The following is a 26,917-nucleotide window of genomic DNA, read 5'->3' as shown; positions in this document are numbered from 1 at the left end:
AACATATTATATTGTAAATCAACCAATAAAAATTATTTTTAACAACCCAAATATACAATAAGGCAATGAGAGAGCATCAGAAGAAGCTAAGGAGAATATCACTGATGAAATGCACTATTGAACCTGCATTCAGAAAAAAACATCATATAAAACTTGTCTATATTAAAGGGATTGTCTAACTTTGCGCCGATGAATCTTTAGCTCAGTTGGTTTAGAGCACTACCTTGACAGGGTAGGGGTCGGCGGTTCGAGTCCGCCAAGGTTCACTTAAACGAAAAAGAGAGAAGCTCGACTGAGCTTCTCTCTTTTCGTTTATTATACTATCAGACCGTCGTCATTCGTCTTGGAATGATATACAGCAGTTGTCCAAAGAATCGATAATGGCGAGTGAGTCCACTCGTACGCCCTGTGCCCTGAGAGCTTGCCCACCGTCTTGAAATGCTTTCTCAATAAGGAAGCCCATACCGACGACTGATGCTCCAGCCTGTTCGATAAGACTCTTTGCACCCAAGGCTGCGTTTCCAAAAGCCAAAAAGTCGTCTATAAAAAGGACTTTGTCTTCAGGCGTCAAAAAACTCTTGGAGATACATACGGTATAGTCTCTGTCCTTCGTAAAAGAGTGTACGACAGTGGAGATCATGTCTTCCATTGTCTTGGGTTGCTTCTTCTTGATGAAGACGACAGGCAACTTCATCACATATCCGGTCATGATGGCGGGGGCGATACCGCTGGCCTCAATCGTGACAATCTTATTGACCCCGGAGTCCTCGTACAGTCTCTTGAACTCTAATGCAATCTCATACATCAGATCGGGATCCATCTGATGGTTGATGAAGTTATCGACCTTTAGGATACCGCCGGGGAAGCATTTACCGTCTTGCTTGATGCGTTGTTTAAGAAGTTCCATAATGTATCGGATGTCTTATTATTTTCTGAAGATAGTGTTGGAGATGATCGCTACAAGACCACCGGTAGAGATCCCTGATGAGAAGATGCCACGGACACCTTCGGGAAGGGCTTTGACAATCTCGGGAACCAACTCTACGCCGAGCCCCATAGAGAGACTGAGAGCTATAACCATGATGGCTCTACGGTCGATTTCTTGAGAAGCCAAGATGCGGATACCTGCAGCCGCAACAGTGCCAAACATGAGTAAGGTCGCCCCGCCAAGTACCGGATCGGGCATCATGGAGAAGATCACTCCGACTTGTGGAAATAATCCAAGAATGACAAGCATAGCTGCGATGAAATAACCGACATAACGACTGGCTACACCGGTAAGCTGTATGATACCATTGTTTTGGGCAAAGATGGAGTTGGGGAAAGAGTTGAATACCCCGGCGAGGAGAGAGTTGAAGCCATCTGCCATGACTCCTCCCGATACCCTTTTGAGATAACTGTCGCCACTGATCTTGAGACCGGAGATCATCGAATTGGCAGTAACGTCTCCGGAAGCCTCAATGGCTGTAATGAGATAAATGATGCCAAGGGCGATGAAGTGTCCCCATTCGAACTTAAAACCGTACTTAAATGGGAGAGGAGCATTGAGCTTCCAGGTCTTAGCTCCTTCAATAAGCGAGTAGTCCACCATGCCAAGGGACATGGCTACGATATAACCGACAATGATACCAAGGACTATGGAGCTCATGCGAAGGTATTTGTTGTTCATCTTGTTAAAGAACAAGACCGAAACAAGGACAGATCCAGCCACAAGCAGGTTGTGCCAATGCCCAAATGTGCCGTCTCCCATGGCATCAAAACCACCGCCACAAGCGACAACTCCGACCTTGATCAGAGATAACCCGATAAGAAGAACAACGGTGCCCGAAACGATGGGTGTAACGATGTGCTTGACATACTTGAATATCCGACTTACGATCATTTCAATGGGAGCAGCCGCAATGGTACAACCAAAAATAAGTGGCAATCCTCCTGCAAGTCCGGCACTGATAATAGGACTGATAAACGAAAAACTTGTCCCCTGCACACACAGAAGTCGTGCCCCTATCCCCCCGACGCCTCTACATTGGACGAACGTGGAGATACCTGACACAAAGAGTGCCATAGAAATGAGGAATGCCTTGGTCTCAGGATCAAGCGAAAGAGCATCCGCAATGATGAGAGGTGGTGTGATGATCGCAACAAAGATGGCCAAAAGATGCTGAAGCGCAGCAAAGAGGGCATCCTTAAAGGGTGGTCTGTCGTCCACCGAATAGATCAGATCAGTAGATGGTGTTTGGTTCATAAGATAGAATTAGGATAGGTATAATTTTATTGTGTTTTTATCGTCTTTAGGTCTGTCGGAGATCCTGCTTGCTTTTACTTTGTGTCACAAGATAAACTCCGACAAAGATGAGCAAGATCGCAGGCACCCTACTCCAATGCCAGACATCCATGCCGACGGCTATAGACACGACCCCGGCAATGAGAGGCTGAATATAGATATACATACTGATGACAGTAGGACGGAGTCTCTTCTGAGATATGGGGATCAATAGATAGGCGACGAATGTTGCGAACACGACAACATAGCTCAAACTAAAGAAAAACTCAGGTGACTTGCTTCCCAAATCGGACTTGAGCACCAAAGGAAAGAAGAAAGGTGTCGTGAGGACAAAAGCGAAGGTAAACATCCACTTCATCAAAGTAATGGGATGGTACTTATTGATGACATCCTTGAAGAGTGTAAGATAAATGGCATAGGCCAAGACGCTTATGGCCACAAGGATGATACCAATAGTGTGTACCCCTCCACTTTCGGTACCTTCAGAGCTATTGGAGAGGAGAGCAAGCCAAACAGCACCGACAGCACCCAAACCCACGCCGACTCCCTTGAGTGGAGTGAGTGGCTCTTTTATAATGAGGGTCGCCATGAGGAGAGTAAAGATGGGTCCTGTGGTATTGATGAGAGCGATATCAAGTGGCGTCGTGTACTCCAATGCTACAGCAAATAGGACTTGGTTGATCCCGACGGCACACAAACCGGCAAAAAAGAGCTTGATGAGATCTTTCTTTGAGACCTTCTCACGAGGAAGAAGAAGAGACACGAGCCAAAAACAAATCATTGCTCCCGTAAATCGAAAAAACGAAATAGCCAGCGGATGAATCCCCTCAGGCCCTACGAGAGTCTTGGCAATAGGGATATTAACGGCAAAAGCGATGTTTGCTCCAAGGATGGCAATATGCCCTATGGCTTTCGTCTTATCGATATTAAGAAGGCTCATAACTCTTGTGATTAACTAAAGGTAAAAAAACAACTATTTGAAAATCCCCTTGATGATAATGTCGGTGGATCCAAGGTTGGATCGGATATATGCTCCGGCTTTCGCTCCGATGCTCTGTCGGGCGTTTTCATCAAAAAGGAGATTGAGGTATGCGATCACGTCTTCTGTCGAGTTGACAGAAAATGCCGCGCCACAAGCTAAGAGAGCTTTGGCCTCCATAAACTTATGATGGTTGGGGCCAAAGAGTATAGGACAATCATACACCGCAGCTTCGAGAGTATTATGAATACCCCTACCAAATCCCCCACCGATATAAGCCATATCGGTGTACTTATAGAGTGACGACAACAGCCCCATACGATCGACAATGAGGACTCGTGTCTCCTTCAAGGCTTCGACTGTCGGGCTCTCTGTGTGCAGAGCGACATTGATACTATTGGGTACGGTATCTCTTATGCTCTTTATGTGCTTTTCCGTAATCTCGTGTGGCACGATGATCACTCGCCACCTGTCATCATGGATCAGAGCAGGGAGATAAACCCTCTCGTCCTCCTCCCATGAACTTCCGACCATCATGACTTTTTGTCCTTGTGCGTGTGCTTCACCAACGAAAGCCTCGACAAAGGCATCATCTTTGGCATTGTTCTTGATGTCCCATACTCTATCGGTACGAGTATCCCCAGCTATAGACAAACCATCTACACCAATACTTTTCAGGAGCTTGAAAGAGTCCTCATTCTGGACAAAGATCCAAGAATAACAGCGCAAAGCATCTCGAAAGATCCTCCCATAAAACTTGAAGAATATCTGTGTCGGACGGAAGATTGCAGAGATCAGATAAGTCGGGATCCCTTTTTCTTTGAGGTAGAAGAGGGTATTGAGCCAGATCTCATACTTGATGAATATCGCCTTCTCGGGCGAAAGGATATCAATGAAAGGCCTGAGATCCGATGATGTGTCGTAGGGGATGTAGGTGACAATATCTGCCAAGGGATAGTCCTTACGTACCTCATAGCCGGACGGTGAGAAGAAGGTGAGACAGATCTTGTACTCGGGGTGTTTCTCCTTGAGCTTTTCTATCAAAGGTCTCCCCTGCTCAAACTCTCCGAGGGATGAAGCATGGATCCATATATAACGATCACCGGGCTTTCGTTGTGCTCTGAGCTTGTCGAGCAGTCCTTTTCGACCACTTGTCATCAGTCCAGCCTTGCGATGACGCGAGGCTATAAGACGAATGACACCAAAGTAAGCCTTCAGTGTCATATCATAGATGTTCATCGAGAGGGATCTCATAAGTTATAGAGTGTCCTTTTCTTTGCTATTTCAGGCCACAGTAATAGTTGCTATACTGCGTTGTAGACGAGCGATGGTTTCATCTTTGCCCAAGAACGCGATGATATCGTTGATGTGCGGACCTTTGGACGCTCCGACAAGAGCAAGGCGCAAAGCATTCATCACGGCCCCCATGCCATATCCATTAGCCTCGATCCATTCTTTTATCTTAGTCTCTATATTGGCCGAGCTAAAATCAGATAACGCACCCAACATCTCACAAGCGGACTTCATCTGCGCAGGCGTTTCCGCTTTCCAACGCTTCTGGACTGTCTTTTCGTCATAAGTCACAGGAGCTTCAAACAAGAATGCGACTTGTTCGACCACATCAGGAAGCAGAGTGATACGGTCTCTTATCAACTCAAGTGCCGAAGAGAGACGCTCCGGAGCAGGATTCAATCCCGCCTTCACACAATAAGGCATACAAGCCTCCACAAGGGCGGGCAATGAGTACTCTTGAATATATTTGTGGTTGAACCACTTACCTTTTTCATAGTCAAACTTCGCACCACTCTTGCTACAACGGCTGAGGTCAAACTTCAAAATAAGTGTGTCCATAGACATCATCTCGGTATCGTCACCGGGATTCCAACCAAGAAGAGCCAAGAAGTTCACGACAGCCTCGGGAAGATAACCACTTTCTCTGTAACCCGAACTGATAGCACCATCGGGAGCGACCCATTCGAGAGGGAAGACCGGGAAGCCGAGACGATCACCGTCACGCTTGCTCAGCTTGCCATTACCTTCAGGCTTTAGGAGCAGAGGCAGGTGTGCAAACTGTGGCATGGTATCTTCCCAACCAAGAGCTCTGTACAACAGCACATGCAGTGGCGCAGAAGAAATCCACTCTTCACCACGGATGACATGAGTCACTTCCATGTGGTGGTCGTCCACGATATTTGCCAAGTGATAAGTAGGCAGGTCATCTACCGTCTTGTACAAGACCTTGTCATCAAGTACCGAAGAGTTGATACGCACCTCACCACGGATCAAGTCATTGACAATGACATCTTCACCCGGCTCGATCTTCAAGCGGACAACGTAAGGCACTCCGGCTTCTTCCAACTTCCGGCACTCCTCTGCAGAGAGGGAGAGAGAATTTTTCATCCCCAATCTTGTCGAAGCATCATACTGGAAGTTATCTACCTCCTTGCGCTTATTTTCGAGTTCTTCAGGGGTATCATAGGACTTATATGCGAGGCCATCATTGAGCAGTTGCTCGACATACTTACGGTACAAGTCTCTGCGTTCGCTCTGACGATAAGGTCCGAACTCACCTCCATAGGAGACACCCTCATCAAACTTTATTCCCAACCATTCCAAAGAAGAGATGATGTATTCCTCCGCTCCCGGCACAAAGCGGGTAGAGTCCGTATCCTCGATACGAAGGATCAGGTCACCTCCATGTTGTTTGGCAAAAAGGTAGTTGTACAAAGCCGTACGCACCCCTCCGATATGAAGAGGTCCGGTAGGGCTTGGAGCAAATCTCACTCTGACTTTACGCATATTTTCTATCATGATGTTTCTACTTGTCTAAAATAGCATTTCTGAACCTTATCCCTCGAAGCCATCTTCATCCAGCATCACCCCTCCGGCATCTTCGCCCTCAAACTCCTCCTCATCATCATACTCTTCGTAGTAGACAGATCCCATGAGGTTTTCGTCATCCATCTCTTCGGATATACCCAAGTGCAGATTACGACGAACGATAGGAGAGACATCGTGGAAGTTATTCATTGTGATGCTTGACCATATCAAGTCCTTGAGGGTCTGTACCCCCTTACCTGTGACGGCAGAGAAAAATACCGTCGGCACACCGTCCGGTAAAGTCGGGCGAAGCATATCCTCCAGCTCCTCATCGATGAGGTCGGCCTTGGAGATCCCCAGCACCTTGTTCTTTCCCATGAGCTCGGGGTTATACTGCTCCAGCTCATTAAGGAGGATGTTGTATTCCTTTGAGATATCGTCGGTATCGGCCGGTATGACGAAAAGTAGGACAGAGTTACGCTCTATATGGCGTAGAAATCTGATCCCCAATCCTTTTCCCTCTGCCGCACCCTCGATGATACCCGGGATGTCCGCCATGACGAAAGAGCGATCATCACGATAAGTGACGATACCGAGGTTCGGCTCAAGAGTCGTAAACGGATAGTTTGCAATCTTTGGCTTGGCTGCCGAGACTACAGACAAGAGGGTAGACTTCCCCGCATTGGGAAATCCGACAAGCCCCACATCGGCAAGAAGCTTCAACTGAAGTACCACGACGATCTCCTCGTAGGGTTCTCCTGGTTGGGCATAGCGAGGAGCCTGGTTGGTCGCAGTCTTGAAGTTGGTATTTCCGAGACCACCCTTTCCCCCCTTGAGCAGGCGGATGACCTCTCCATCACTCTTGACGTCACAGATATAATCCCCGGTCTCGGCATTGTAAACGACCGTACCGCAAGGGACATCTATGTAGACATCTTGTCCATCTTTTCCGGACGAATTCTTTGCACTTCCCGGCTCGCCGTGAGTGGCAAAGATGTGCCGATCGTACTTCAGGTGCAGGAGTGTCCAATAGTTACGATTACCACGGAGATAGACATCACCTCCACGACCTCCGTTACCTCCATCCGGGCCACCCTTGGGGATGTACTTCTCGCGGCGGAAGTGGGACGATCCCCTTCCACCCTTTCCGGAACGGCAATATATCTTGACGTAGTCTACAAAATTGGACTCTGCCATAAGCTTATGATTGTCATTAAGATTTAGGACATCCCAACAGACTACCCGGTCAGAAGAGACGTCTCAGACTTTTCTATTCAGTTTTTGTTCAAGGGCACTTATGATCCCCTGAGATATTTCGTTGATATCCCCTACTCCATTGATAGGGATATGCTTACCCATAGCACGATAATACTCCATCACCGGTATCGTACGAGACTTATAGACTTCGAGACGTTGGCGCACAGCCTCCTCGTTGTCATCGGATCTACCCGAGACCTTGCTACGATTGAGTATGCGTTCCACCAAGAGTTCCTCTGGCACCTGCAAGTCCACCAAGGCATCTACCCTCTGCCCACGCTTCTCGAGCATCTTATCCAGAGCCTCAGCCTGCACTACCGTACGAGGGAATCCATCGAAGATCACACCATCCTGATGATCCAGCTTATCCAAGACATGTGCCAATACTTCGATGATGATGTCATCGGGGACGAGCTGTCCGCCATCGATGTATTTTTTGGCTATCCTTCCTGTTTCGGTATCCAGGGCTATTTCCTGCCTCAGCACATCTCCTGTAGATATGTGAAAGAGATTGAAGTGTGATTTGATCGCATCACTTTGGGTCCCTTTGCCAGATCCGGGCGCACCAAAAACAACTATGTTAAGCATAAAATGATATTGGATATTAAGATATGACCAATACGCCTGCTCCTGTCGGACTCAGACTATTCTTCACAGACCTTATATATATCTTTGAGCATACGACCATGTCCATCGTAGTCCAATCCATGTCCGACGATGAAGTCGTTGGGGATCTCCATCCCTATGTAGTCGGGACGGATATCCACGACCTTGGGCGCATCAGGCTTGGAGAGCATCACAGCGATCTTCACCTCCTTTGCCCCACGCTCCATATACAGTTCTCTCACTTTATGAAGGGTAAAACCGGAGTCCACAAGATCCTCGATAATGACGACAGTGCGACCGTTCATATCCACTTCGGGGGGTATCTCTTCTGTGAGCACTCCCGTGGACTGCATACCTTGATAGGAAGAGTACTTGGCAAAGGCCAACTGGTACTTGTCATCCAACTCTATCATGAGTTCGGCAGCAAAAGTAAATGCCCCATTGAGTACACAGACAAACAATGGGTCTTTGTCCGCGAGGTCTTTTCGGATCTCACGAGCGACACGGACGATCTCCGGTCTCAATCTATCGTATTCTAAGTATAATTCAAATTCTCGGTCCTTTACTTGAACTCTTTTCATATCCCTTCTGTTTTAACAAATAAAATGAAGTTTGACAAAGGTACGAAAACTTAGCTAAGATAACAGCAGGCTAATTTATTATTTTAACAGAACATTAATCAGAGTCATTATGGGTAAGATTGCAAGAACATTTTTGATTGTATTCACTGTATGTGGTTTGTTCAATATATTTACTACATTTGGAGCTAACCCTGATAAAAGAACAAAACAAAAGAATATGGAACGAGAGATTTATGTAGCCGGCGGATGCTTCTGGGGCGTCGAGCACTATTTCAAGATGATTGATGGAGTGACATACACCCAAGTAGGCTATGCCAACAGTATGATAGACAACCCCACCTACCGCGAAGTGTGCTCAAGCAGGACGGGAGCAGTCGAAGCCGTACACCTCAAATACAACAGTGAGAAGGTAGCCCTATCCTTCCTCTTGGATATGCTGTACAAGATCATTGATCCGGTATCACTCAACAAGCAAGGTGGTGACATAGGCACCCAATACCGTACCGGCATATACTTCACAGACAAGAGTGACCTCAACATCATCCAAAACAGCATCAAAGAGCTACAAAAGAAGTACACCAAGCCCATCGCCATAGAGGTCGATGCGCTCAAAAACTTCTTCTCTGCCGAGGACTATCACCAGGACTACCTGGATGCCAACCCCGGAGGCTACTGCCATGTCCCAAGGGAGATGTTTTATGTCGCAAAGACAGCCAAGTGCACACCCGAATACTTTGAGAAGGACAAGAAGTTCAGAGCAGAGAAGCCCGGCATGACAGCACGCGAAGTGGCGATCTCCAAGCTCACCCCACTCCAACGTCAGGTAGCACTGGAGAACGGAACAGAACGACCATACCAAAACGAATACTGGGACTTCGAGGGCGAAGGCATCTATGTCGACATTGTGAGTGGCAAGCCCCTCTTCTCATCTTTGGATAAGTTCCCCTCCTCATGCGGTTGGCCGGCATTTGCCAAGCCCATCGCCGAGGGTCAGACTTACAACAAGCTCGACAAGAGCCATGGCATGATCCGCACGGAAGTACGCAGCAGCAATGCCGACATACACCTCGGACACGTATTCAATGACGGCCCTGCGGAGCTCGGAGGCCTGAGATACTGCATCAACAGTGCATCCCTACGCTTCATCCCCAAAGATAGCCTCAAGGCAAAAGGCTATGGAGAGTACGAAGCTCTCTTCACAAAGAAGAGTAAAAAATAACCCTATACCCTCTCCCCTATGAAAGAGATTTTCAAATCGCGCCTTTTCGTATGGACATTGCTGTTCATATCTACGACATTGAATGCCTGCGGATGGTTTTATATACTCTCACATTCCATAGCGTTACGAAGGTTTCTCTATGAGAGCTTCCGCCACCAACATGAGATCGTCCGTCCCGGTCTCTTAGTAGTGGCCTACATTCCCATCCTTATATGCCTGCTGTTTGGTGCGATTTTGATCACTCTCTATTGGAAGCGAACGAAAAAGAAAGGGCGATTAAGCACAGCCCTACTCGGCCTGTTTAGTATTTGCGTGATACTACTCCTATTCTTTTCGAGTCCCGAATGGCAGATGGCAGTAAGCCATATAGACTACGTGCTATGTATAGGCATCACTATACTGCTCATACTGCTTTCATCGGCTTTCATCATCCATCGAAACAGGGAAACTCGGGTTCCGGAACAAATGGATCGGTCGGATAAGCAGAACTAAAAGCACTTCCGACACATCCCACAAGAACGACAAAACGTCCCACACCGACATAGATCGGCGTGGGACGTTTTTTTATGGATAAACTGAACCATAAACAAAGAAAAAAGCCCTCGATAGACTTGATCTATCAAGGGCTCTGAGAGAGCGGAAGACGGGATTCGAACCCGCGACCCTAACCTTGGCAAGGTTATGCTCTACCAACTGAGCTACTTCCGCGTTTTGTTTTACGTGTGCAAAGTAACGACATTTTTTCTTTCCGTGCAAGAGTTTGAGAGATATTTTTCGCAACCCATGATGAAAAAATCCTGAACCCATCAAGAGAACGGTAGTGTCCGAAAAAGTGTGTAAGGTTAGTTCTCCCTTTTTCCCCTGGGGCATGCCCCAGGGGAAAAAAACTTTGAGTTTTTCGTGTTATTACTCATTACTCATTTATTTGGTGCTCCACTCTTGGAAATAGGGTAACCTCCTTGCGTAAGTCCTTTCGGTCATTTCTCGGGCTACAGAGCCCAAGAGAAAGACGACGGCATCTGCCGAGGGTAGAGCCCCACGCATACGCAGCGTACGCTTATAGCTCCGATTGAGACGCTCCACCCAATTCGTTGAGTAAATCATACGACGAACACCCTCCGGGAACATCAGGTAAGTGAAGTAGCCTATATTGCGAGGTGCCGACAAGGAGAGCAGGCTCCGGTAGCTTTTCCCCCAGCGTTCTGCAAATGTACACAATTTCTCAAATGCCTTGATGGGTGTAAGACTTGTACCCGAAATAGGAAACAAGTCTTCCAACTCTTGTCTCATCCTATCCTTGTCCCTCTTCGATACGGCATTAAGTGCGTGACGCTTGAAATGAACGACACACAGCTGATGGGAGGAGTGAGGGAAAGCCGAGGCGATGGCTCGTTCAATCCCTTGTAAAGCATCTGAGATGATCAGGTCTATACGTTCGACTCCACGTGCTTTGAGGGCTTTCAACTCTGCCTCCCAATTCAACGCTCCCTCCGTGGGATGATTCACCACACAAAGCACCTCCCGACTACCGTCAGGAAGCAACCCCAACATCGTGTAATAGGCTTCCTGAGCCACACGTTCCTCCCGCCGTGTGTAGGCAAAGGTAGCATCGATGTACACGGCCAAATAGTGGGGCGACAGTTGGCGTTCCAACCACTTGTAGATCTCCTCTTTACTCGTGTTCGAGAGAAAACTGACTTGCTGCTTGCTATAGTGATAGCCGTAGATCCGTTCGCACACCGAACCAATGTCTTCGCACGAAAGTCCTCGGGTGTAAAGTTCATGGAAGAGGAGGGCGCGTTCGCTTTCCTGATGGGAGAGGATGCCCAAAATTAGGGGCTGAAAATTCCCTGAACGAGTACGTGGAATGCGAAGCTCAAAGCTACAGCCATAGCCTCGCCATCGACGAGGACGGAAACCATTGCATTGTTCACCCTCATGCTCTTCGACAAAAAGAGCACGTTCTTGCTTCGAGAAGGTGTCCAATAGTACACGGATAAGTTCGTTAATACCTGCCTCTGATGATAGCATTTCAGAAATAAATGCCGACTTTTGTGTTGTTGTAAGCTCCATTGTTCTTAGGTTTATTTTTTTTCTTACCTCAAAGTTAAGGACTAACGGGGCTTACACACTTTTTTAGGACAGTATCAAGAGAACCCTCCCTACTCTTCTCTAAATCAAGAGCACTCCGACACAAGAAAAGTATCAATAAGCTCATCTCACCTGCACATTAACGAACTGATAATGTTACTGCAACAATCGAAGAGGTGGATCTGCAACAAAGACACCACAAACACCCATTCTTTAACAGCCCCCAAAAAAAGTCGTTAGATTCGATGAAACGAATCGTTAGATTTGATGAAACGAGTCGTTAGATTTGATTGCGAAGGTCCTTTGACTTGATTTTGACCATCGGATCACCCTCGTGCGAGAGCACCCGATCACCACCAAACAGAATAAAAAGACCACCCCGAAGCAAACAGATTTTAGCTTCGGGGTGGTCGGTATATTTTCAGGGAGAGGAGCGAGCCCCTCCTATACCATATTATTTGTTAGGTTTCAACCACTTTGACATCCAATGGTTGAACTCGCGATAGAAGAGAGCACCATTCTGAGGTCTGAGGATCCAGTGGTTTTCGTCAGGATAGAGAAGCATACGCGCAGGGATGCCACGCATCTTTGCGGCATCGAAAGCCATCAAGCCTTGTGATGCGAGGATGCGATAATCCTTTTCACCATGAGAGATGAGGATAGGTGCCGTCCACTTGTCTACGAAACGGTGAGGAGAGTTGGCAAATGTATTTTGAGCGATCTTGTTGCTCTTGTCCCAATATGGGCCACCCATGTCCCAGTTGGCAAAGAACTTCTCCTCTGTTTCGAGATATTGAGACTCAAGATTGAAGATACCGGCATGTGCAAAGAGAGCTTTGAATCGACCTTCGTGATGACCGGCCAACCAATATACAGAGAAACCACCGTAACTTGCACCCATAGCACCTAAGTGATCTTCGTCGACATAAGGCTCAGCCTTGACGGTATCGATTGCCTTGAAGTAGTCCTTCATGTTCTGACCACCGTAGTCACCACTGATCTGCTCGTTCCACTCACGACCGAAACCGGGGACACCTCTACGGTTGGGGGCAACGATGATAAAACCGTAAGATGCAAATGTGCGGAAGTTCCATCTGTAGCTCCAGAACTGGCTCACGGTACTCTGTGGTCCACCTTGACAGTAGAGGATCGCAGGGTACTTCTTGCTTTCGTCAAAGTTCGGTGGAAGGACGACCCAGGTGAGCATCTTCTTATTATCTGTCGTGGTGATCCAACGCTTCTGAACTGTAATGTTGGGGATATCCTTGAGTTTGCTGTCGTTTTCGACAGTGAGACGAGTGTCGATGCCGTTGCTCTTGCGGGTCTTCTTGAGTTGAAGAGCGTGGATCTCCGCAGGGTATCTCATGGACTGCACAGTGTAAAGGATGGTCTTGCCATCTCCCGAAAAACCAATGACATCGGCATCATCGTACTTGGTGACAGGCGATACCTTACGCGAAGCCACATTGAGTTCGAACACGTTGCTAAGCCCCATATCATTGGTGATGAAGCGGATATTCTTACCATCCTTGGTCCACTCATAGTGATCCACATAGTACTCATACTGCGCAGTGAGGTTGATCTTCTCACCGGTCTTGAGGTCCATCACGAAGAGACGCTTCAAGTCTGCCTCATAGCCGTCTCTCTCCATGCTGATCCAAGTGATATACTTACCGTCAGGGGAGTATGCGGGATCCGTGTCATAGCCCATCATCCCCTCTGTGATGTTGCGGGTCTCCTTGGTCTCAAGGTTGTAGACATATATGTCTGTATTGGTCGAAAGGGCATAAGCCAACCCTACCTTCTTACGACAGCTGTATGCAAAGTCCTTTCCGTCGTTGGACCAAGCGTACTGATCCACACCACCGAATGGCTTGGTGGGAGCTTCATACCATTCGTCCTTACCAAGGACAGGTGTCACCTCGGTCGACACGGTAAGATCTGCCGAGACAGAGGCGATGAAAGGCTGTGGCACGCTGACGACCCACTCGTCCCAATGCTTATACATCAAGTCCTCAAAGACGATACCTGTCGCCTTGGGGAGGTCCGGGTTATCATTACGGACGATGGATGGCAGTGGAATATCTCTGATGACAGCAACCTTACTGCGATCTGGTGAGAAGAGAAAACCTTGGACATCGAAATCGAAAGACGACAATGTACGACGTGTACCATCGAGCGTGACAAGACAGATCTGAGACTTGCCCGACTCTGATGAGAGGTAAGCGATGGTATTTTCGTCCAAGAAGACAGGAGAGTGTCCCTTGGATCCCACAAGCACTCGTGCCTTGCCGGGTGCAGTGATATCGCCGAGACAGATTTCGGTGTTCGAGTTGTTGTTCTCCAACGAAGGCAAGGTACGTGTATAGAGATAAGCCTTACCGTCAGGAGAGAGCTGTGCCCCTCCGATACGATAGAGAGAAAGCAGGACTTCGGGGGTGAACCCTTGCTGCTGTGCCTTAGCGATATTTGGCGTGATCGCTGACATAAGTAGTGCTAAAACTGTTAGAAATAATGCGTTCTTTTTCATACATTATGGTGTTGATGATGTATCAAACTTTAAGTACTGGTGCGAAAGTACAAATAAAATAGTGATGCCACAAGATTTTTTTTACTACCTTTGGTCATTGATAAGGACTGAGTTCTAACTTCAAATGAACACTTTTATGAAACGAATACTATTGATGGCAGCTGCAGTTGCTTTGGTAGGTGGGATGACTTCTTGTAAGCCCAAACAAAGTGCATACCGTGCAGCGTATGAGAGAGCAAAACAGAAAGAAGTGACACAACAAACTACGACTTCTCAGGACGATGTAATGCCCGTATCTAACGAAGCAACAAGATCTGAGCGCATCCAGCCTGCACAAGGAGAAGATGCAACAAGTCTCCGTACGTTCAGTGTCGTCATCGGCAGCTTCCAAAACATCACCAATGCAAAGTCTCTCAAAGAAAGAATGGTGGCTCAGGGCTACAAGGCTTTCTTGGCACAGAACGAAAGAGGGATGTACCGTGTGATCCTTGCGAGCTTCGACAACAAGGCTGATGCGATCAAGAGCCGTGATGCCGTGAGATCTGTCTTCTCAGACGCTTGGATCCTTCAGAGAGCTTTCTAAAGAATAGTAAGACACTGATACGGACGACATCGTAGCCCGCTCCGAGTAAGAGACTACGAGACTCGTCTCCATTTCTATCATATCACACTTCGCTGGAGGCTATCCATGAGTCATACAGACTTGTGGATGGCCTTTGGCTGTTGTTATCATCATTATTTCGAGCGCATTTCACATCAACCATGCAGATATTACCGGACTTTGACCTCAAGGACAGCAACACCTTCGCCATCCCGGCACAAGCCTCCTACTTCATCACTTGTGACAGTGTAGAAGACATCGTAAGGCTATGCAAGGACGAATTTTTCAGGAGCCAACCCTACCTCATCATCGGAGGTGGGAGCAACTTGTTATTTGTCGAGAACTTCGTCGGATGCGTTGTAAGATTTACAGATGATGCTTGGGAGGTCCTCAATGAAGACGATGAGTCTGTCACAATAAAAGTATCTGCCGGCAAGAAGTGGCACGACCTTGTCATGGAGACAGCACAAGACGGCTACTGGGGAATAGAAAACCTTGCGCTCATCCCCGGAGACACAGGTGCGGCAGCCGTACAAAATATCGGTGCGTATGGTGTAGAGATATGCCGAACGCTCTCGACGGTACACACGGTAGATCTCAGGGATGGCAGTCTCCGAGACTTCTCAAACGAAGAGTGTAAGTATGACTACCGCTACTCGATATTCAAAGAAAAAGAGATGGGTCACTACTTCATCTACGCCGTCGAACTGAGACTCTCAAAAAAGCCGGATCCTCAACTATCCTATGCAGGACTTCAAGAACTGACCGGGCACCCCACACTGACTCCCGAAGTCGTTGCACGACATGTGATTGCCATAAGAGAGTCAAAGTTGCCTGATCACCACACCCTACCCAATGCCGGAAGCTTCTTCATGAACCCCATCGTCACAGCCTCTGTATACGAGGCTCTACTAAGAGAGTACGGACAAGTCCCCCACTACATCGTCGGGAAAGAGTACAAGATACCTGCTGCGTGGCTGATCGAACAATGCGGATACAAAGGCAAGAAGATCGGAAATGTCGGCTGTTATGAAAGACAACCACTCGTCATCGTCAACTATGGGGGAGCCACGGGCGAAGAGATCGTCGCCCTATCTGAGGATATCCGAAGCAGTGTCAAAGAAAAGTTTGGCATAGAGATTCATCCCGAAGTAAGATTTGTCAAGACACTCAACAGCAACCCGGCATTGAGCAAATAACGACTACCGAACAGACCCACCTGCTACACAACCTTTTATGGCACAACTTACATTCTTAGGTACCGGTACTTCCACCGGTATTCCGGAGATTGGCTGCACATGCCCCACCTGTACTTCTGATGACCCGAGAGACAACCGCCTACGTGTATCTGCCCTGATACAAGAAGGGGAGGAGAGCCTACTCATAGACTGCGGCCCCGACTTCAGAGAGCAGCTCCTCAGAGCGAAAGTCGACAGACTCAACGCCATCCTTGTCACCCACGAGCATTATGACCATGTCGGGGGCCTCGACGACATACGCCCCCTCTTCCGCAAACAGTCGGCCTGTCATGTGTATGCAGAGCCCAATGTCATACATGCGATCAAGACTCGTATGCCGTATGCCTTCATGGAAAATAAGTATCCCGGTGTACCCGACATAGAGCTCATCCCGACTTTTCCCTTCGAGCCACTCCGGATCACGGAGCATATCACGGTAGAGCCACTGAGGGTCATACATGGAAAGCTCCCCATCCTCGGATTTAAGATTGGCAACTTGGCCTACATCACAGACTGCAAGACCCTACCCGATGAAACCATCGAGAAGGTCAGAGGTGTGGATACGCTCATCATCAACACACTACGCACCTACCCTCACATCTCACACCTTTCATTGGAAGAATCCTTGGAGTACATCCGACAGATCCAACCCAAGAGAACCTACCTCATCCACTTTGCCCATACCTTCGGGCGTCATATCGAGATAGAAAAGCTCCTCCCACAGGATGTCTTTGCCGCCTATGATGGTCTCACGATCTCTTTCGACATAAAGTAGTACGCAGAGCGTGCCGAGATGGGTTCAAAAGTGGCAGTTGTACACTTATCACGCGGAATGCCACCAAGGATTGTAGGACACCCCCACTCCGACATTTGGTAGTCGGAAAGAAGAAAATACGGAATCAGGCTTGCAAAATCATTTTTTTTGGATTAACTTTGCAGTGCAATTAGGGATTGACCCATGGTGTAATGGTAGCACTACAGGTTTTGGTTCTGTCTGTTGAGGTTCGAATCCTCATGGGTCAACTAAGTAAAACGGCGATGTGTCAGATGTAAAGTCTACATATCGCCTTTTTTCTTCTATAGTGGCAAGCCTAATGAGAAAAAAGAATGAAAAATCTCGAAGTTTTGATGCAAGGTTGATTAAATAACAGCATTTATATGGCAAAGAGATGAACTAAAGTATCTTATTCTTTAACTCATAAAACTATACAACAATGAGAAGAAACAAAAATCTATGGCTGTTGTGTATGGCGATTGCTCTGACACTTGGGTTGACTTCATGCTTCAAACCCAACAATGATCAGCCAAATTATTTGGGTCTGAAGACCATGTTCGGGAAGTACCGTGGCGACATCTACATCGTCAAGACAAAAAATCAGCCTCGTGCCGTAGAGGGTGAAGAAGGTAATCCTGAAGGTGTAGCTTCAAAGAAAGATGTGTTCAAAGAGTACAAGGACATGGAAATGGAGATCAATCGTACGATAGTCGTCCGTAACTTGCCTTTGGATCCGATTTTTGATGCGATATTCATAAAGGAAAAAGACAAACCGGGCTTCACCTTACCAGAAAAGACTACTACGTTCGAGGCGACCTATGGCTACCTTCCCGGAACGAGCTTCATCCACGTATTCCTAAACCCCACTCCGATAAGATTCAAGGTCAAGCTGGGTGAAAAAGAGGAAGAAGTAAGTGCCATCATCGAAGGTATCAGAACAAATGCTTACATAGGCACCTTCATATACCCTGATCAATATGCCATGGGGATGGTCGTAAAGGATATTAAGATCTCAGGCACTCCGATCTCAGGTCCCATAAATCTATTCTATTACCTCAAGTTCAAAAAACTTGCTTCCCCAAAAAGTCCGAAGAAGTAACCGGACCTGACAAAATGCTTATGAAGGTCAGTGAGGAAGTCCTCATCAATAAAATACTTAGCGGTGACGAAAGTGCTATGAGAGGTCTCTACGACAGATATTGTGGAGTCCTCTCTACCACTTGTCGCCGATACATCACAGATGAGGATGACACCAAAGATGTCCTTCAAGATGCTTTCATCAAGATATTTAACAAGCTAAACACATTCGAATACAGGGGCGAGGGCTCTCTGCTGGCTTGGATGACCAGAGTGGTGGTCAACGAGGCACTAAAATACCTCCGAGATGTCAGTCGACGCAACATCGTCTCAACGACATGGGAACTCCCTGATGTCTCTGACCAAGATGATGAGCCCGATGATATATCGAGCATACCTCCGGAGACACTACTAAAGCTGATACAGGAACTGCCGGATGGATATAGAGCTGTATTCAACCTCTACGTATTCGAACAAAAAAGCCACAAGGAGATAGCTCAACTCCTGGGCATAAATGAAGCGTCGTCAGCTTCACAATACCATAGAGCAAAAAAAACTCTGAAGAAACGCATCAACGAATTAATTAAAAAGCACCACAATGAATAACGAAAAATGGATAGATGATCTTCGTAAGAGTGTACAAGGACACTCTTCGACTCCACCTGATAACCTCTGGGCAGGCATCAGCGCGGGGATCTCCGGTGCTACACAGAAGCCTACCCCAAAGCGACAAGCCATAAATCCGAGATGGACATGGGTGGGGATTGCAGCGGCATTTGCTCTCTTGATGGGAATAGGTATCCTTTGGACCAACTCTCGCGAAGAGGCTCTTGACCCTATCATAATTACAGCAACTAACACAACTGAAACAAATCAACCAAATACAATACTCCAACCTGCCGAAGAAGTGGCTGATGCGTCCACTCCTTCGGTCGAGGTTGCCCCCCAAAGAAGACAAAACCTGAAGAGGTACGCAGATGTAACTTCGTCTTCAGAAGAAAAACCATTGAAAATCAAAAATGATAGTACAACAGAAATACCTTCAGAAGCCTTGTCTGAAGGACATTCAATAACCGAGCCAACAACGACAAAGCAAGAGAAAGAAGAGGCCATCTCCCTACAAAAAGGTGGTGAAGTGGGCGCAACCAAGGACTCTTTCAAAAATCAAGTTGTCGACTCCGGGAGAAACAAAGCCTTTGTGAGACCTCTCACAAGAACCAAAAGAACAGGCAAAATGCAAATGAGCTTCTCAGGTAGTGGTGCAAACACGGATGTAACCACACCAAATCAGACTGAGATGCTATTCAGTTCTCTCGAAGAAAGAGGAGAAGAGCCATCAAAGGCATATAAGAGCACGGCTCTGCCGATCGACGAACTGCTCGAAACAACATCTACTTCTCGTCATCACAGCCGACCTTTCACGCTCGGACTCCACGTGCGTGGGGATGTTTGGGGCAAATTGGGCTTAGAAGGAGGACTTGTCTACCACAGACTGTATTCGACATTCGAAAGCCCTGCTCGCAGTTCGGGATTGAACGGCAATCAGACCTTAGAGTACATCGGCATCCCACTTGGATTGACCTACCCTCTTTGGGAAAGAAGTAACTTATCACTCTTCGTATCTGCAGGTGGACAGCTCGCCATCAACATCAAACGAAGTGTGGAGATAGACAATATCGAGGAAGTGCACCTCCTTGATAATCATAACAAGTTTGCACACACATTGGACAAAGCTCAATGGTCCATCAATGCCGGAATAGGACTACAATACAACATCCTATCTCGTGTGGGTCTATTCGTGCAGCCACAAGTCAATTATTATCTCAACAACGGAAGCTCCGTAGAGACCTTCTACAAGACTACGCCTCTCAATGTGAGTATCAATGCGGGGATAAAGATTGACGTAGGCAGACTAACTCGTCGATGAGAGGCGATCATGGAGTGAAGCGTGACTCTTTGAGTTCGCCAACGAGCTCGGCACGCACACTCGAAATGGACCACCCCTTGTCTACCTTGTATCTCAGATCAAGATAACCGAAGAAGAGGTCAAAGTTTCCATACCGAACCATTATCCGCTCTTGAATAGGTGCAGATTCAGAGATCTCTTCGAGGTCACACGTTGCTCTGATTTGGCTGATTATGGTATCCATCGGACAAGTTGTCAAAAGACTATCTTTCAGATAAAGTTCAACTTCGCCTTTCTCTGTCAACATAGTCCTGAGATTGAGGTATATATTTGAGTACGAAGTCGCATCGATCTGCCAATCCTCTCTTTTGGCATACAACCAGAGCGATCGCTCCGCAGTGGGATCTATCGTCACATGTGCATATTCGTCATAGACAATATCTCGCTCATCGATCTCACCATACTTTGCATATATTTTCTTTGCCTCCTCGGGATGTGAAGTCACGAAGTTATACGCAGTTTTGAATGCTCTTATTCGTGTGTCCGGGCTATCACCTTTAGCATTTATCTCATTGACCGATAGAAGTTTGCCACTCTCGTCAAGGTAACCAAGCTCCTTGGCAAGGGCAGACATACGAGACTCCTGAGACCAATAAGCTAACCTATGAGGCGTAACCACAAAATTATAGGACAAACCACCCATGACGACGAAACAAGAGAACAGTGTCATTCGATAAACTCTTGTGGGAGACACAAAGAGACTAACAGCCGTCACAAACATGATCAGTCCGAAAGCAATTAGATAGACACGTGGCTCCGTCAATCCATAAGCATCCACACGCACCCCGACAGCCCAAGCGTAAAGCATGAGTGTGGGGACTATTGCCCATTTGTATTGCCTTGTCAACCATGTTGCAAACCTCGTAGACTTATGCGGAAGGTGTTGAGAAACATACACCAAAAGTCCAAGAAAGTACATGACAACACTGATCGTTGCAAAGACACCATTGGGCACCGTAAAAGTCATAAAGCACTTGATAAGATACAACAAGATGATGACAGTATATATCAGAGCTGCATACGCCAAAAGATAGTTGAATGTCACGTTGAAAATAATCGAATCCTCATCGTCGTTCACCACAAAACGACTTTCAAGCATCCTATATATGAGAGGCATAACGACAAATGGGATGAAAACCTCAATATACATCTTATGGTCGTCCAAAACGTAGATGTCAAAAAGAAATGATATAGACTGTATCACTCCCCAAAGCAAAAGCATGAGGGTAAAACCTAAAAAGAGTGTGGCCGATATACTCAAAAATATGTCGTATGTCTTCATGACCAACTTCTTATCTCCCATACCACATGTCGGATAGGTCACAATCAAAAGCATCAGGGACAAAACAAGACTGGTAGCAATCACCGTAGGGGTCATGAAAAGTTCGATACCTCTCGTCCCCCACAAGGCTAAAAGTACGGCGGGCATCAGTCCGACTATGATTCTGAACTTTTTATCCCCCTTACTTCTAAATCGATACAGTAAGACATACACCAATATGAGGAATGGCGCACTATAAGCCACCAATGTTTCGGATGAATATGCAGTAAGTGCCCCCTCTGTATTTCTCGTCTCATAAGAGATCACAAATAGCACATACATCACAAGCGAATAGGCTATCAATCCTCCACTTCTTTTGGAAAGGGAGAAAAACTCTCGCAACAAATGCGTGATACGCTCTCTGAAAGTCTTCATAATTGATTATAATCTTCTATTGGTGGACAGATTTCTTTCTAAAAAGCTCTGTCGACATGGGGTAAACGATCTTGAAAAAGTGACTTATCGTCTTGGAATGTGGAAAATCTCCTATTATTCGCTCCACTCTGATCATTCCTGAAAATAAATTCAGACTGTCAAAGCCTAAAAGGAGAGAAAGGGGGGGTAAGATAAACCGAAATCAGAAAACTGGGATCATTTCCCTAAGGATCGCAGGGATTCGATCCAAGTGCTCCACCTCAAAGATCGGAGCTGAGATGACAGTAGTGGGAAGAGTTCTAAGTTCTTTGGTCGGATTGAACCAAATCGATGGGATACGAGCATTTTGCGCCCCGACAATGTCGGCATCCCAGTTGTCACCAATCATGATGGTTTCCCGGGGTCTGCTATTGGTCACAGAGAAAGCATAATCAAAAATACGCTTACAAGGCTTGCTGCACCGGGCATCTTCGGAAAGTACCAAGTGATCAATATAGGGCGTGATACCGGCTGCATTCATCTTCGAGCGTTGTACCTCCCGAAAACCATTGGAGAGGATCACCACCTTGTAAAAGCGTTTGAGGTATTCTAAAAGTGGAAAAGTCCCCTCAACCACTCCGCTCATTACAGAGGTTTTGCGAAGAAATAGATCATTGATCATCGCAATCTCTTCTTCAGAACTGATACCCAAGGGCTCCAAGACCATCGCAAAACGATTGTACATCAGTTCGTGCTTGGAGATTATACCATCTCGGTAAAGCGTCCACTGATACTCATTCAGCGGATAATACTTCTCCCAAAAAACATCGAAAGAGCTATACCCCCTACCCCAATCGAGTAGAGTGTATAGCTCCTCCAATGCTTTTCTATTGTTCCCCTTTGTGTCCCAAAGAGTATCATCAAAATCAATAAAAACAGTCTTGATCATCCTCAAAAGATACAAGGAAGAAATAGAAAAGATATTTATCAGAGATTTACCTCAACAACAAGATATCTGCTTAAACTCCAAAACTCCTTAGGATTAAGGATGTTCAAGGTCATCTTACCCTCGCTATCCTTCACAAACTCATAAGAAGAAGAAGGGTGTTGAGTGCGAACTCTCGCCTTAGGTGCATAGAGAGGAATAGAAGTCAACTCTCTGATGTCGACAGGCAAGAAATAGTCCTTGTTGAAACCTTCAGGAAGGACCTTTGCACTTGAAAAAAGACCACCTCCGGAGATAATCTTATGCTCCTTGAGCTCCGCGACACTACCGAAACAATAGTACGCAGTATTAAGGTCGCTGTCTTGCTTCTTCATGATTTCCTCTCTCTCCCTATTTTCCATAGTGAGATCTTCGACATTCTTCGATAGGTCAGCGACAGCATTGTCAAGTTCTGTGATGCGGATATCACGCGCTTCGAGTTCCTTACGAAGGTTCTCGATCTCCGCCTCCTTAGTCTCAAGCTGCTTGGTCATCTGTTTGATCTTTGCAGCGAGTGACTTTGAGCGGATATTATTCTTCTGTAGCTCTTCGTTGAGCTTATTGATCTGTTCTCTACTCTTCTTGAGGTTTTCGGTGAAGATCTTCATGTTGTTGCGGATCTCTTCACGAGTAGAAGCATTGAGTTCGCCACTCTTTCTCTTGATGGTGACATAGTTTTCAGCTTCTCTTATGTCTTGGAAGTTCTGCTCGACTTCGTTGATGATCGAAAGCATCTCTTCAAGATTTTGATCTGCAGTGGCTGAGACTGTCATGAGAGAGTCATACTGTTTCTGCAATTTCTTATAAGCCGATGAGTTCTCACCACAAGAAGTAGTGAACAACGCTACGAATGCGCATAGTAAAATAAAATTCAACTTTTTCATATTATTCCTGATTAAGATGTTGATACTTATTTACATGTTGTGTTATCTCTTTTTCTTTAGGACTGATCACGACCACAATCTCTCCAAGTGGGGTATGCTCACGGAAGTGCTTCAAGACCGTCTCTACCGAGCCTCTGATGTACTCCTCGTGGATCTTAGACAATTCCCTCACAACTGCGATTTCTCTGTCAGCACCGAGGATATCCAAAGCTTGTTCAAGGAGCTTCACGAGCCTCGTAGGAGCCTCATAGAGGATTGTTGTCACATCTCTGCCGGCAATACTCTCCAGACGAGACTTCCGCCCCTTCTTATGTGGCAAAAAGCCTTCGAAGTAAAACTTGTCACAAGGAAGTCCTGACCCCACTACTGCAGGGATCAGTGCAGTAGCACCCGGTAGACACACCACGTCGATACCGGCTTCGACACACTCACGCACCAAGAAGAAACCGGGATCGGAAATACCAGGAGTACCGGCATCCGAGACCAAGGCTACTTTGTGCCCAAGCTGTATCTGCTCCACAATACCCGAAGCCACGCTATGCTCGTTATGCATATGATAGCTCCTGACTGGTGTATCTATCTCATAAGCCTTGAGGAGTCGTTGGGTGGTGCGGGTATCTTCAGCTACGATGAGTTCAGCCTCACGCATACAACGAATGGCTCTGAGGGTGATATCCTCCAGATTACCGATAGGTGTTGGTATGACTATGAGTGGGTTCATCTGATGTAGACTGAAAATTTAGATTGATAATCTCAGTGATCGTCTGAGTAATACGATGCAGTCAGTTTCAATAGATCACTCACAGTCTCGTGAGAATGATCCAGATTGAGTATATCTGAGATGTAAGTCAAAGCCTCAGACTGAGTATTCATCTGCTCCAGCTCCTCAAACACTCTTGCCATCTCGTGAGCATCGTCACCGAAGAGTTCGCGCTGAAACCTGAACATGTCTATGACACTGACAAAGTCGCTCAACTTCTTCTTCCCATAATTGGGACGATCCACGACAGGAGAGGTCTCGGCAACAATCGATTCCGAATGTAAAGGAGCGAACGTAGGCATAGCACCTACCCCAACAAATACATCATCCACACTGCTTGCATCCACACCTGAGACTTCTGCTTGGCCAGAAAGAGCCTCAAGGTCTTTATTTATTTCCAATAACTCTCCTCTCAATGTATCCATTTCGCGCATTACCGCGACAAGACGATCAGAGAGTTTCTTGATCTTGTTATTCGTTTCCATATACCTTTCAGTAAGGTTGTCTGCAAGCAAATGTACATAAAAAATATGATTACACACCCTCTTTGGGCTTCACTCGTAGAATAAAGAAAGGAGAAGAAGGGCTACCAAAGACACCACTTCTCCTCCTAATCTTCTAATTACTCAGCAGTTATATTACGCTTCGTTTTTCTTTTTGTGATAGCTCTCATCTGTAAGCTCTCTACGCTTTTGTGTAGGAGTCATACCGAATTGGCGACGACAATACACCGTGAAATGGGATGGTGAAGAAAAGCCAAACTCTTCGATAATCTCTGCGAACGAGACTGACTTCTGAGCCAATTTCTTCTCGATCAAGACCCCTTTCTGAGCCAACATCCACTGATAAGGAGGCATATTGAAAGTATCTTTGAAGGTCTTGTTGAATACCCTCAACGACATATTTCTGAGTTGAGCCAACTCCTGGACGGTGCTTACCTTTGAGAAGTTATTCATCACAAACTCCTTGAAGTCGACTTCTTCTCTCAAGAGTGGAGCCAAGAAACGACCCAGCTCTTCGGGGGTATAATATGCCGAAAGAAGGAAGAAGAACTCCTTGAGCTTTGCTTCCATGACGACACCGCAGTTCAAGCCGGCCTCGTAATACATCTCTGTAGACTTGAGAGCAAGATCAAGCGGAGGCAGGATCGGCAAAGTCGTCACCTCCATCACTGTCGGAGCAAACCTCTTAAGCTTATTGATATCATAGTTATCACACAACCTCGCAGGCTCATCGAACGAGAATACGCTCAACCTGCAAGACTGATAGAATCTAAACACGATTTTACTGTCCTTATCCAACAAGAGGATAAAGTCCTGATCGACCTTCACGATAGGGGCATCATTGAGCGAATAGTTTATGGCACCATCCTCAACGAAAATCATCATCATCCCCTTCTCTGACTGCAGTTGGACACGTTCGTCCTTTGCATACACTTTTGTTGTAAAGCAACACTTACTACCCTGAGCAAAATGCTTACAGCCCCAATGACGTTCAATATCTACTGGTTTCATCTAATCTAAAATATTACATTACAAATATTTACCGGCCCATCCCCATAACCTATTGACACTATGTTTGAAATAAAAAAGGGGAACAAATTGCCACGAAAATACATTTCATACCTTTACCGTTGCAAATATACGACATTTTTACAACAATCTATAGTTCAGCTCATCCCACAAGGTCATAATATAATATAAAATATCTCTTTCAAATACCTTTATTGGCATCTAAAAAGCAAACGAAGAGGTCGTTTTACGCTCTTTTTTGTCTCTTTTGAAGCCAAACTCGGCACGTTTCATCAAATTTAACATCAGATAACTCTCTCAAAGACCTCAACATAGCAAAATAATACACATTTATGTATCTTTGCCATGTTTCAAACACAATATTTTACGCTGATGAGACGATCTTTTTTATACACTGCAATGCTATTTACACTGACCCTCGGAGGTGAGAGCAGAGTTTATGCGCAAGAGATGAGGGATATCTTCGTAGACCTTCCCAAGCACATACTCCCGATCTTACCCAAGAGTTCGAGAGCAAAGCTTATAGAAAATCACCTTACCCAGAGAGAGAGGGCCAAGCAGTCACTTCCTTTGACCGAAAATGCCCTTGGTGCCTCTTCTTTCATACAGACCCTCACCCCTTCGTACATACACGTCGTTTTGGACAAGAGTACAGATGTGCAGTACAAACGCCTGTACACAGAAGAGGGGACGGTTGTCATGGGGATGATCGTCACTTCCAAGATCGCGCCGAAACAGTCGATCATGAAGTTTTATGACAGTACATGGAAAGAACTCCCGACAGAGCTCATCATCGCTCGACCGGAAGCCTCAGACTTCCTCCAAAATCCGAAAGACAGTACCCTTCTTGTGTTCAAAAACGCTATGGTAGAGCGGGGACATATAGACACCTACGCTGTTTTTTTGCCAGATGAAGATGGCGTCATCATGAGGTTGTCGACCTTCGATGACCAGGTGGCACAAAAGCTACATCCGAAACTTATGGCACTTCTTGCTCCTGAGGGAATCCGGTACACATGGGAAATGGGACAATTCAAAAAGACAAAATAAAAATCAA

General features: G+C 46.4%; 24 protein-coding genes and 3 tRNA genes. 10 read left to right on the top strand and 17 right to left on the bottom strand.

Features of this window, described 5'->3' with window-relative positions; genetic code table 11:
• The first annotated feature begins 191 nt into the window (after positions 1-191).
• A tRNA-Val gene (locus EL262_RS00325) sits at positions 192-266 on the top strand.
• 68 nt (positions 267-334) lie between these two features.
• On the opposite strand, the gene xpt is transcribed toward EL262_RS00325, so the two are convergent.
• The 8 genes from xpt to EL262_RS00285 all read right to left on the bottom strand — a co-directional run bounded on the left by xpt (position 335) and on the right by EL262_RS00285 (position 8,527).
• Positions 335-907: a xanthine phosphoribosyltransferase gene (xpt, locus tag EL262_RS00320; RefSeq protein WP_025838977.1), complete on the bottom strand. Its 573-nt coding sequence runs from the start codon at positions 905-907 to the stop codon at positions 335-337.
• Between the two features lie 18 nt (positions 908-925).
• Entirely contained in the window at positions 926-2,245 is a 1,320-nt protein-coding gene (locus EL262_RS00315; protein ID WP_025838975.1) for a nucleobase:cation symporter-2 family protein, read from the bottom strand.
• A gap of 46 nt (positions 2,246-2,291) precedes the next feature.
• Positions 2,292-3,224: a DMT family transporter gene (locus EL262_RS00310; protein WP_051522794.1), complete on the bottom strand. Its 933-nt coding sequence runs from the start codon at positions 3,222-3,224 to the stop codon at positions 2,292-2,294.
• 33 nt (positions 3,225-3,257) lie between these two features.
• A complete protein-coding gene (locus EL262_RS00305; RefSeq protein ID WP_223191291.1) occupies positions 3,258-4,502 on the bottom strand; it encodes a 3-deoxy-D-manno-octulosonic acid transferase in 1,245 nt (414 codons plus the stop codon).
• A gap of 45 nt (positions 4,503-4,547) precedes the next feature.
• Positions 4,548-6,074 carry a glutamate--tRNA ligase gene (gene gltX / locus EL262_RS00300; protein ID WP_025838971.1) on the bottom strand — a complete coding sequence of 509 codons (1,527 nt, stop codon included), beginning with the start codon at positions 6,072-6,074 and terminating at the stop codon, positions 4,548-4,550.
• Positions 6,075-6,110: 36 nt separating this feature from the next.
• Positions 6,111-7,280, bottom strand: coding sequence for a GTPase ObgE (gene obgE, locus EL262_RS00295; RefSeq protein WP_025838969.1), 1,170 nt, complete (start codon positions 7,278-7,280; stop codon positions 6,111-6,113).
• Between the two features lie 63 nt (positions 7,281-7,343).
• Positions 7,344-7,928, bottom strand: coding sequence for an adenylate kinase (locus tag EL262_RS00290; protein WP_036848085.1), 585 nt, complete (start codon positions 7,926-7,928; stop codon positions 7,344-7,346).
• 56 nt (positions 7,929-7,984) lie between these two features.
• Positions 7,985-8,527 (bottom strand): phosphoribosyltransferase, encoded by a 543-nt coding sequence (locus EL262_RS00285; RefSeq protein WP_025838968.1) that lies wholly within the window; start codon positions 8,525-8,527, stop codon positions 7,985-7,987.
• A gap of 217 nt (positions 8,528-8,744) precedes the next feature.
• Between EL262_RS00285 and msrA the strand changes: the two genes are divergently transcribed.
• Positions 8,745-9,746 carry a peptide-methionine (S)-S-oxide reductase MsrA gene (gene msrA / locus EL262_RS00280; protein WP_234983442.1) on the top strand — a complete coding sequence of 334 codons (1,002 nt, stop codon included), beginning with the start codon at positions 8,745-8,747 and terminating at the stop codon, positions 9,744-9,746.
• A gap of 635 nt (positions 9,747-10,381) precedes the next feature.
• Here msrA and EL262_RS00275 read toward each other — a convergent pair.
• From EL262_RS00275 to dpp5, 3 genes are all read right to left on the bottom strand, one after another.
• A tRNA-Gly gene (locus EL262_RS00275) sits at positions 10,382-10,454 on the bottom strand.
• Positions 10,455-10,667: 213 nt separating this feature from the next.
• On the bottom strand, positions 10,668-11,819 hold the full coding sequence (locus EL262_RS00270; RefSeq protein ID WP_126464320.1) for an IS256 family transposase: 1,152 nt from the start codon (positions 11,817-11,819) through the stop codon (positions 10,668-10,670).
• 472 nt (positions 11,820-12,291) lie between these two features.
• Positions 12,292-14,367 carry a dipeptidyl-peptidase Dpp5 gene (dpp5, locus tag EL262_RS00265; RefSeq protein ID WP_025839352.1) on the bottom strand — a complete coding sequence of 692 codons (2,076 nt, stop codon included), beginning with the start codon at positions 14,365-14,367 and terminating at the stop codon, positions 12,292-12,294.
• A 136-nt stretch (positions 14,368-14,503) separates the two neighbouring features.
• Between dpp5 and EL262_RS00260 the strand changes: the two genes are divergently transcribed.
• From EL262_RS00260 to EL262_RS00230, 7 genes are all read left to right on the top strand, one after another.
• Positions 14,504-14,950 (top strand): SPOR domain-containing protein, encoded by a 447-nt coding sequence (locus EL262_RS00260; protein WP_036848094.1) that lies wholly within the window; start codon positions 14,504-14,506, stop codon positions 14,948-14,950.
• A 179-nt stretch (positions 14,951-15,129) separates the two neighbouring features.
• Positions 15,130-16,167 (top strand): UDP-N-acetylmuramate dehydrogenase, encoded by a 1,038-nt coding sequence (gene murB / locus EL262_RS00255; protein WP_025839350.1) that lies wholly within the window; start codon positions 15,130-15,132, stop codon positions 16,165-16,167.
• 37 nt (positions 16,168-16,204) lie between these two features.
• Positions 16,205-16,981, top strand: a complete 777-nt coding sequence (locus tag EL262_RS00250) for an MBL fold metallo-hydrolase (protein WP_078735961.1) — start codon at positions 16,205-16,207, stop codon at positions 16,979-16,981.
• Between the two features lie 177 nt (positions 16,982-17,158).
• Positions 17,159-17,229 (top strand) — tRNA-Gln (locus EL262_RS00245).
• Positions 17,230-17,420: 191 nt separating this feature from the next.
• On the top strand, positions 17,421-18,080 hold the full coding sequence (locus EL262_RS00240; RefSeq protein ID WP_078735960.1) for a DUF4840 domain-containing protein: 660 nt from the start codon (positions 17,421-17,423) through the stop codon (positions 18,078-18,080).
• 14 nt (positions 18,081-18,094) lie between these two features.
• The gene (locus tag EL262_RS00235) at positions 18,095-18,664 is read left to right on the top strand and encodes an RNA polymerase sigma factor (RefSeq protein ID WP_036849854.1); all 570 of its coding nucleotides are present in this window, start codon (positions 18,095-18,097) and stop codon (positions 18,662-18,664) included.
• Positions 18,657-19,985 carry an outer membrane beta-barrel protein gene (locus EL262_RS00230; RefSeq protein WP_025839340.1) on the top strand — a complete coding sequence of 443 codons (1,329 nt, stop codon included), beginning with the start codon at positions 18,657-18,659 and terminating at the stop codon, positions 19,983-19,985. The genes EL262_RS00235 and EL262_RS00230 overlap by 8 nt, the downstream gene beginning before the upstream one ends.
• A 7-nt stretch (positions 19,986-19,992) precedes the next feature.
• Here the strand turns inward: EL262_RS00230 and EL262_RS00225 are convergent, their stop codons facing one another.
• The 6 genes from EL262_RS00225 to EL262_RS00200 form a co-directional block, all read right to left on the bottom strand.
• The gene (locus EL262_RS00225; RefSeq protein ID WP_025839338.1) at positions 19,993-21,720 is read right to left on the bottom strand and encodes a DUF4153 domain-containing protein; all 1,728 of its coding nucleotides are present in this window, start codon (positions 21,718-21,720) and stop codon (positions 19,993-19,995) included.
• Positions 21,721-21,922: 202 nt separating this feature from the next.
• Positions 21,923-22,648, bottom strand: coding sequence for a YjjG family noncanonical pyrimidine nucleotidase (locus EL262_RS00220; protein ID WP_025839336.1), 726 nt, complete (start codon positions 22,646-22,648; stop codon positions 21,923-21,925).
• 38 nt (positions 22,649-22,686) lie between these two features.
• Positions 22,687-23,568, bottom strand: coding sequence for a Cbp1 family collagen-binding glycoprotein adhesin (locus EL262_RS00215; protein WP_036848112.1), 882 nt, complete (start codon positions 23,566-23,568; stop codon positions 22,687-22,689).
• Position 23,569: 1 nt separating this feature from the next.
• Positions 23,570-24,289, bottom strand: coding sequence for a 16S rRNA (cytidine(1402)-2'-O)-methyltransferase (rsmI, locus tag EL262_RS00210; protein WP_025839333.1), 720 nt, complete (start codon positions 24,287-24,289; stop codon positions 23,570-23,572).
• Between the two features lie 32 nt (positions 24,290-24,321).
• Positions 24,322-24,813, bottom strand: coding sequence for a hypothetical protein (locus tag EL262_RS00205; RefSeq protein WP_025839332.1), 492 nt, complete (start codon positions 24,811-24,813; stop codon positions 24,322-24,324).
• Between the two features lie 153 nt (positions 24,814-24,966).
• Entirely contained in the window at positions 24,967-25,842 is an 876-nt protein-coding gene (locus EL262_RS00200) for a helix-turn-helix domain-containing protein (RefSeq protein ID WP_025839329.1), read from the bottom strand.
• Positions 25,843-26,232: 390 nt separating this feature from the next.
• On the opposite strand from EL262_RS00200, the gene EL262_RS00195 reads away from it, so the two are divergent.
• A complete protein-coding gene (locus EL262_RS00195; protein WP_164715424.1) occupies positions 26,233-26,910 on the top strand; it encodes a DUF3256 family protein in 678 nt (225 codons plus the stop codon).
• Positions 26,911-26,917 lie beyond the last annotated feature (7 nt).

The sequence above is a fragment of the Porphyromonas cangingivalis genome (assembly GCF_900638305.1).
Taxonomy (GTDB): domain Bacteria; phylum Bacteroidota; class Bacteroidia; order Bacteroidales; family Porphyromonadaceae; genus Porphyromonas_A; species Porphyromonas_A cangingivalis.
This window is presented reverse-complemented; position numbering and strand designations above follow the sequence as displayed.